Here is an 8694-nt window from a genome sequence, read left to right as displayed (position 1 = left end):
CTACCCTTCGTCGGGGAGCCTCCGGGGAGTTGGTGAAGCTGTTTCAAGTAAAAATAAGGGTAGAAGCAGACGGCAACTTTGGGCCAAAAACGGAGGCGGCCTTACGGGCTTTTCAACGGGAACATAATCTGGTAGCCGATGGCATTGTGGGCCCCAAAACCTGGCTAGTTATAGATACGGTGGTTATTGCCTGAAGAAGGCTTCTCTTTACATAAACTTACTTATTGGCCAGAACGAACAAGGCTAAAAAGGAAAAAAATAACTCCTAAGCAATAAAACTTGTATTCGCGGGAAATCCTTATTCTTGCTCCGCTGCAGGAATGGAAAAAGTAAAACGGCTTCCCTTGCCTACCTCACTGTTAATTTGTAGGTCACCTCCGTGTTGCTCGATGTATTGCAGACAAAGATTAAGGCCCAGCCCGGTCCCCTTCTCTCCCTTCGTGCCATAGGAGGTAAAGCCTTCCCTATTGTTGTTGAGAAGCTTCGCTATGTTCCGCTCGCTTATCCCGACTCCTTTATCCGTAACCGTGACATAAACAAAGGACGAATCCTGTATGGCCGTTACGGTTATTGTTTTCCCTGAATAGGAAAATTTAATAGCATTTGATAGAAGGTTTCTCAGGATAACATGTAACATCTGCTCATCGGCACAAACTTCTAAATTAGCAGAAATCAGCACCTGGATGCTATTATTCTTGAGTTTGGCTTGTTGCTGTAGCTGCTCACTTACTTTTATTATTGCTTGGGATAGGGACAAGATAGCCGGTTCAAATCTTTTTTCCTTAAACTGGGACTGCGACCAGGCCAGTAAGTTATCCAACATCTCTAAGGTCTGGGAACCATTAGCATTCAGTAGTGATATATACTTTACGATTTCCTCCTTGGACAAGGAAGCATGGTTGTTCTCTATAAAACTGAGTAGGCTAGCATTTGAGCCAATAGAGCCTCTAAGGTCGTGGGCAATCAGGGAAAACAACTTATCTTTATAGGCGTTATGCTCCAAGAGAAGTTTTTCGCTTTTGAGCAGTTCGGCCTCAGCGCATTTCCGGGCATCAATGTCCTGTACCATCCCTATAAGGGTCACAGCGCCTTCTTTCGGTGGTGCCATGGATACGGTCAGCAGCCCCCAGAATACCTGACCGTTCTTTTTGATATAACGTTTTTCAATTTCATAGACCTCAATTTCACCCAAAAGTAAGCTTTTAAATAAATCAAGGTCTTTCTCGATATCCTCCGGATGTGTATACTTTTCAAAAGAAGTTTCAACTAACTCCTGTTCAGAATAACCCAGCAGTGCACAAAGCTTTGCATTAACTCTAAAGGGGATGCCTTCTTTGGCCACTAACGCCAGCCCAACGCCGGCATTCTCAAACAATGATTCAAAAAGAAGACGTCTTTTGTACTTGGGATGTGGCATCTAAAACAATTGCACTACAAATTAGCTAATCGCCAGCAAAGATATTATTTATTTCGCTCGCATTTAATACAAGAGAATTCAGCCGAAAATTTACTATATAAATTTCTCCTTCCCTTCTCTCAAATATAAAGAAAGTCAGAATGCACCCTTTGTTTAACATATCGTATGTTATAAGAGAAAACCCCTTTCCAGTGAATTGAGCGGGGCTTTATTTAAGGGGTTTTCTGGTACTTTCCTTGGATTCCATTTCTTAAAATTACTTTCCGCACATTATTTTATATTAAATTAAATATATATTATATTAGTTCGTCCAGTTCCGGTTATCCGTTGATGTTGGATGGCTAAACGGAATAAACTCCGTTTAGCCAATAGTTGCTCCGATCTAAACTCTTAAATATTTCACAAAAATGAATTTACTATTGACATTACCTCACAAGAACGACTATTCCGAATTCTTTGAAATGAATAAAGACCCACAATTTCAAAAGGAATTCCCAAATCTACGTGGACAAACAATCCAAGATGCAAGAAACATCATGGACAGTTGGATAAAAAAGAATCAAGAATCTGGGCCATCTGACTTTGTTTTTATAAAAATTGCCAAACAACCCAGCCCAATAGACTACTATGATAGTAGCAATAGTAAGATGATTGGATTTATTACAGTTGGCGAAGCAGGCTTAGCGGATTATTCTAATACAGGTTTTAAAACTCTCCTTAATTATGGAATAATTGAGAAGTACCGAAATAAAGGACTAATGACATTAGCTTTAAATATGCGCCTTCAGGCATATTTAGATTTAGAATATACTATACTCCCAGCATATATAAAAGGAGATAATCCAGCAAGTGAAAGTGTATTAAAAAAATGTGGTTTTATAAGGATTGACGATAATAATTTTGGTAGCACTTATGTAAAGAGGCTACACATAGATGCTGAAACATTCAATGATGCATTTACAGAAGTATAAAAAAGTGAGATAATATTGTGTAAACGTCACCTTCGGTCGAAGGCCTCTGCCAGCCCTTACACGAGAGCGTTATCGGCAAAGGTAATCGACCGCACTGCCAAAAAACAAGCGACAGAATATTGAATGAAAAAATACACGGCAAACTACACGTACACAAATCCGAATTTTGTAATTCAGAACCTTGTAACAAATCAGACCAACGCTGACTTGATACCGATCTTGTATGTGACTAAAAATATTTTGCAACGTGGTTTTCCGACAACTCTTTCAAAATATTTACAATCTGAATTAGGCGAAATTCATAAACTTGACAACTTTGAAGAACGGTTTTTGTTTGCTACAAATCAAACACCAAATTGGAACGATACTATAAAAGGCGACAAAGACAACAACTATTATCCGGCAAAATACTTTTTTGAGAAAATAATATCCAATGAATTTGGGGAATATTCTTTTATTCAATCGTTGATAATTCCAGAAATTCAAATCAACGAAATTATTGGAGAAGAAAATAAAAATTTCATAAACCAACAAGTTGATTTTTATTTACCACAAGCCAAACTTGTGATTGAAATTGATGGCCAACAACACAAACTTGATGAAGTCACAAGAGTTTCTGACAGCATAAGAGATACCTTTTTATCAAGCAAAGGAATTACAACTGTAAGAATTAACACAGTAGAATTTCAAAACGGAACTTATATATTAAAAGTTGAAACAATTTTAACGCATCTTAAAAGATTTGAGAAACTTCTATCCTACTACAAAAATGCTTGCGAGAAAATAGAAAGAAATCAAATGAGTGGAGATGAAATTAAAACAAAATTATTACCTACGGCAATAATCCGTTTCCAAGTTTTACTTCTCGAATTGCTTACTTATAATTACTTGACATTTGAAGAAGATTGGAATTTCAACATTTTAGCCCACGAAAATTTACCTGATTTTGCAGATTTAGCTATAAAAGATTTATTAATTTGGATTAATAAACTTTGGCAACTTAAAAGCAAACATGAGCTCAAAAAGCCAAATTTCAACATTGAAATAACAAACTATAAAAACCAGTTTCAGCCAATATCAAAGGCAATAAACATAGACTTTTCTTTATTTAAACGATACACAGACGAAAATAAGATCAGCGAAGATGTAATTTTTGTACGGACTGATTATTTTGACGTTGTGAAAGACAAAAACTATTTTAGAGTAAGCACAACCGAACCAATCAATTACAACGTAACTGACGAGGACAAACCTATTATAGAGTTTTTTCTTGACAACATTTTTGACAAGTCAAATTTCAGAGAAGGACAATTTCCAATAATTTCCAATGTGCTGAATAGAAAAGACACTATAGGACTTTTACCAACAGGTGGTGGAAAATCATTATGTTATCAGCTTCCTTGTTTACTTCAACCAAGTATTAATTTTGTCGTTTGCCCTATTAAATCGTTGATGTACGACCAAAACGACAATTTAATAAAAACTCTTATAACTAATGTAAGTTTCATTACAAGTGATTTGGAGGTTGAAGACAGAAGAGAAATTGAAAGAAATTTTGAGCAAGGCAGATATTTATTTGTTTGGATTTCACCCGAAAAATTTCAAATTCCAACTTTCCGAGAAAAAATTAGTGCTATTGTTGCAAATTTTTCAATTGCTTACGCGGTTGTAGATGAAGTGCATTGCCTTTCAGAATGGGGACACGATTTTAGAACTTCGTATCTTAATTTAGCCAAGACAATTGACAAATTAAGTCCAAAAGATGAAAACGGAGAAGGAAAAATAAAATTCATCGGTTTAACTGCAACCGCTTCCGTTAATGTTTTGAAAGATATTAAGATTGAGTTTTCAAGACAAAAACAACGATTGGAGGATGAAAACATCAAATCTCTTTTAGATTACAGCCGAAAGGAACTACAATTTGAAGTAATCAATGATAACGGAAATAAAAACCAAAAAATCAGAGAAATTCTTGAAGATTTAAAAGACACAGAAAGTTTTATTGAAACGACAGAAAAGGCAGGTTTGGTATTTACTCCAAATGTAAATGGTGCTTATGGTTGTTATCAAGTTTCAAATACTTTAAACGCGATTTATCAAAATAAAGTGAGTTGGTTTTCGGGCGACATTCCAAAGCGTGATGTTATTGACGAAAATACAGGTCGAAGGATTGGAACAGAGCCAGTAATGGAAAGAGATGAATTCAACAAATTCAAACAGCGTGTTCAAAAAGATTTCAAGGAAAACAAATATCAGCTTTTAGTTGCTACTAAAGCATTTGGAATGGGTATCGATAAACAGAATATTCATTACACTTTCCATTACGGTTTACCAAGTTCGGTTGAAGCATTATATCAAGAAGCTGGAAGAGCAGGCCGTTGGGACAAACGAAAAGAAGAAAATAAAAATAAAATAGGTAAATGTTTTGTGCTTTATTCGCCCGAAACACACGATTATGAAAGAGTGCAACGATTGTTTCACAAAGACACAACTTTTGCTGAAATTAAAGAAATATGCGAAGAAGTAAAATGGAACGGCAGGGATATTTTCAAACAAGTTTTTCTTTTCACACAAGGACAGAACGACATTGAGAAGGACTTTGAAATTATTTTAGGTGTAATCAGAAATTATTTTAAAGAAAATTCAAAATCGCGAATTTTTTGGAGTGATGCTTATTCAAAATTGAAAATTAATAATGACGCTTTACAAAAAGCAATCTATCGTTTAAGTCTTTTGGGCGTTGTTAACGATTGGACAACAAATTTTATTGACCATTTTGAAGTTCATTTTAACTCGCTTGAAGAAAGGCATATTATAAAAAGTGTTTCGGACTACATTACGAAATATGAACCCAACGTAGATATAAAAACGGAAGTTCAGAGATTTGAACAAAATTCAATTTTTGAAAAGTCAGTTTTGTATTTACTCAATTGGACTTTTGAAAATATTGCATACGGTCGTAAACAATCTTTAAAAACGCTTTCTGATTGGTGTTCTGAATTTGAGGATAGCGAAAGCTTTAAGCAACGAATTGACAGCTATTTCATTTTTTCAGAAACAACTTTCGTTCTTCAGCATATAGCTGAAAACCCTGAAGAATTCGAGAAATGGTTTGAAGTTTTATTAACTAAGAACCAATTTCCTAATAAGGCCGAATTCGATAAACTAAAAGATAGCATTAGCCGGTTTTTGGAAAGTTATCGAAATAATGTCGGTCTTAACTTTTTGAGTGGTTTTGTTCGTCTAGCGTTGAAAGAATTTGATGATAGTGATGGAAAAGAACGTTTTGAAAGTTCATTATCAAGTATTAAGGAAACTTTTACGAAAGACCAACAAAGCGTCTTTTTATATCGCTTAAAAGTTTTAGGAAAAAACTTAACCGAAGAACAAAAAGTTAACCTAAGCCAATCTATTTCAAAATTTTATCCTGAAATATTGGAAGAACTTGCTGAGTATTACGATTTGGCATATTTACTAAATGATGTTTATTCTCAAAAATTACAAGAACTTAAAAAACTTAATAAGAGATTATATGAGCAACTTGCAAAAATTTAATACAACCCTTGAAGAGTTCAACCAAGAAGTTGGACAACTCAAAGAAGTGTCGGGTGCTTACAAAAAGTTACAGCAGCTAACAGAAACATATAACAAAATAAGCAAGCAGTTTGAAGAAAATAGCAAAACGCTTGATAAAATTAATGAGCTTCAAAAAGCGCAGCAGGATAAAGTTGCTAAAAGTCTGATTGAACTGGAAAATTCAAACAAGCAGAATAAAATTGAACTTGCAAAACTTGTTGAAGAAAAGACAGACCTGATACGAAAAGATAACAAGGAGTTTTACAAAGAATTTGAAAGCACACTTAGGATTAAACTTGACGAAAACAAATCTCAAATCAAGCAACTTATTGAAAATGAAAGGAACCAAATAAAACAGATTTTTGAAATTGAGTTTGCTAAGAATACAAAAGAATTAAGTCAAGTAATCAAAGCTGAAATGGACAAACAAACCCAAATACTTGGTGACAGCCAAAAAACAATAAAAATATCACTTTGGGTAATTGGTGGATTAACTCTAGTATTAAGTGCATTAGCATTATTTAAACTATGGACTACATAATGACCGACAGAACGCCAGCCGATAACAAGGTATTGCCAAAAGCGGGCAGACGTTCATTAATGAAACATTTATGTGTCGTGGTTCAATAGATCCGCTGCACCTATACAGTCATAAATTGACAGTGTCCATAAAAATGTTTAAAGGAAGGTTCGGGTTAAAAGTTCGGACCTGTTTTATTAACTTAAACGTAGTCAAGGACACTAGAATGATTAGTGAAGACGACTTTCACAACGCAGAGTTCCTGAAGCTGTTCAAGGGCTCAAAAGAATTTGCCTACTTCATGTAGGAATTATTCGTACGCGGCACCGAAATAATGCTCGGAGCCGAGCTGGACCAGCATCTGGGTTATGAAAAACATGCTCCCGAAGGCCGCAATACTGATAACTCCCGCCAAGGCAAGACTAGCAAGAAACTCAAAAGTAAATAGGGGGCGGTAGGGATAAAAGTACCCCGAAACCGAGCCTCCACTTTTGAGCCGGTAGTGGTGCCTAAGCGCAGCAGCCTGGCCGAAAGCATTGAAGTGCTGGTAATTTCGCTCTATGACAAAGGGATGAGCACGCGTGATATGGAAGAACAGCTACGGGAAATCTACCAGTTTAACCTCTCCGAATCGGCCAGGCTGCTACGCTTAGGCACTAAGTAAGTTTTATTAAAATATAATTTTGTGCAAGAAAATACTTATAAATCAGAAATGGAATGGTCGCGTCATTTTCATCGATAAGTTGTTTGTTCTCTTTAATCATGAAATCTCTTGGAATGATAATGCCATAGTATTCTGAAGGTAGTTTGCCGCCGGAATATTTGAAGTGCTTTGGATTTTTTGCTATTGTATAATCTTCGGCAAATATGCCATGTACGTTAAATCCGTGGAAAATAAAATCTTCTTTGACTTCAACAAAACCCTCACAATAATCCTTATCCTTTTTGTATGCCATAACCTGAGAATTCCCGAAGCACCGGCTTGGAATAATTCCTTCTTTTAGTTTATTAACTTGGAGTTTATCTTTAGGCTCATACTTAATCGCGTTCTTTTTAAACCAATACCAAAAAAGCTCTTCTTGCCCCTGGTTATAAAATAACAAGGTTTGATTATCTGAACCTCTATAAAAGTCTACCTTAATTTTACTTAATATTTCGTTAGAGATTGCCATATAGCAATTAATTTCATGAGTTTTTATACAATACCTTCTTTAATTGTTGAAAAATCAGCGAATCTAAACTTCCGATTTTATGATTAGTTATATCAATATTCTGAGCTTCAATTTGTATTGGCTTACCTAGGGTAAACGGACTCTCTATGGTAAATTTACTTTCAGGGCCAACATTGTTTGGCCTTTCCGGATACAGAAGTAACACATCGTAGTAACCCCGCTTCACTGCATAAGCCATCATTTGGTATAAATCAGTTTGGCAAACGCCATCCTTCCCATCCTTAGCATCATGTCTGATTTTATATTTAGTATCCAGAATAAGCTTCCTTTTTTCTATTAAAACATCATTTTTAATTTTAAACACATTCTTACCTTCTCTTTTGGCTAGGAAACCTCCTGTTTGTTCTTTTGCATTAAGCTCAGGAAAATGCTCCTGGATAAATGAGAAAATAAAATCTTCAAACACATATTCCATTGGCAATAAAAAACAGAAGTTGCTTTCGGAAGGAGCATCGTTGTTAATGGTTAGATTAGAGAGGAATACCTTGCATAGTTTTAAAATATCTGCTAAATCTGAATAGAGCGGATTAAGTTTTACCTTATCACAATCCGAGGAAACACAAACGCAATCGGTAACCTCATCCAATAAGAATTGTATCTGTAGAAGTTTACCCTTGTTTATTTCGTTGCTACTAAGTTCTGTCAGGATTCGGGCTGTATATTTTACAATTCGGTTGAACAAGTTATCGTAAACCAATGGCTCGTATTCTGATTGAAAATATTGCCAGCAGCCTGTGGTTATATTCTGCTGGAAGTATTCTGCCATGGCCAGCCTTCCGCGTAAAAAAGGAGTTTCTTCCAGTACCTCTTCAAACGCCTGAAAAGGCTGGTTAGTCAGTAGCTCTTCTGTATAATGCTACGATTAGGACACAAATTTTTGGGCCAGGGTCCACCCGTGCAAGATATGCTGGAAGTAATTCCAACCGCGCAAAAGGGTAATCACCCCCGCCTGCTTTTCGTGGGGTTTCCACCCGCCTA

7 protein-coding genes and 1 pseudogene are annotated in these 8694 nt (G+C 35.8%); 5 read left to right on the top strand and 3 right to left on the bottom strand.

Annotated elements, in window-relative coordinates:
- A partial coding sequence (locus F0145_RS25920; protein WP_150093594.1) for a peptidoglycan-binding domain-containing protein occupies nt 1-194 on the top strand: 194 nt, incomplete at its 5' end.
- Between the two features lie 104 nt (nt 195-298).
- Here the strand turns inward: F0145_RS25920 and F0145_RS25915 are convergent.
- Nucleotides 299-1417 (bottom strand): sensor histidine kinase, encoded by a 1119-nt coding sequence (locus F0145_RS25915; protein WP_150093592.1) that lies wholly within the window; start codon nt 1415-1417, stop codon nt 299-301.
- A 407-nt stretch (nt 1418-1824) separates the two neighbouring features.
- Here F0145_RS25915 and F0145_RS25910 point away from each other — a divergent pair, with 407 nt between their 5' ends.
- The 4 genes and pseudogenes from F0145_RS25910 to F0145_RS27110 all read left to right on the top strand — a co-directional run.
- Entirely contained in the window at nt 1825-2388 is a 564-nt protein-coding gene (locus F0145_RS25910; protein WP_150093590.1) for a GNAT family N-acetyltransferase, read from the top strand.
- A gap of 225 nt (nt 2389-2613) precedes the next feature.
- Nucleotides 2614-5943, top strand: a complete 3330-nt coding sequence (locus tag F0145_RS25905) for a DEAD/DEAH box helicase (protein WP_223816246.1) — start codon at nt 2614-2616, stop codon at nt 5941-5943.
- A complete protein-coding gene (locus tag F0145_RS25900) occupies nt 5921-6505 on the top strand; it encodes a hypothetical protein (protein WP_150093586.1) in 585 nt (194 codons plus the stop codon). Before F0145_RS25905 ends, F0145_RS25900 begins: the two co-directional genes overlap by 23 nt.
- A gap of 205 nt (nt 6506-6710) precedes the next feature.
- Nucleotides 6711-7121, top strand: a pseudogene (locus F0145_RS27110) (transposase); the annotation flags it as partial.
- A 19-nt stretch (nt 7122-7140) separates the two neighbouring features.
- On the opposite strand, the gene F0145_RS25890 reads toward F0145_RS27110, so the two are convergent.
- Both F0145_RS25890 and F0145_RS25885 read right to left on the bottom strand, forming a co-directional pair.
- Nucleotides 7141-7656 (bottom strand): hypothetical protein, encoded by a 516-nt coding sequence (locus F0145_RS25890; protein WP_150093582.1) that lies wholly within the window; start codon nt 7654-7656, stop codon nt 7141-7143.
- 13 nt (nt 7657-7669) lie between these two features.
- The gene (locus F0145_RS25885; protein WP_223816247.1) at nt 7670-8554 is read right to left on the bottom strand and encodes an McrC family protein; all 885 of its coding nucleotides are present in this window, start codon (nt 8552-8554) and stop codon (nt 7670-7672) included.
- Nucleotides 8555-8694: the final 140 nt, after the last annotated feature.

Origin of the sequence: Adhaeribacter rhizoryzae (assembly GCF_008629685.1) — a bacterium.
In the GTDB taxonomy this organism is placed as follows: domain Bacteria; phylum Bacteroidota; class Bacteroidia; order Cytophagales; family Hymenobacteraceae; genus Adhaeribacter; species Adhaeribacter rhizoryzae.
The sequence above is the reverse complement of the archived record's forward strand: the minus strand, read 5'-3'. Positions and strand labels throughout refer to the sequence as shown.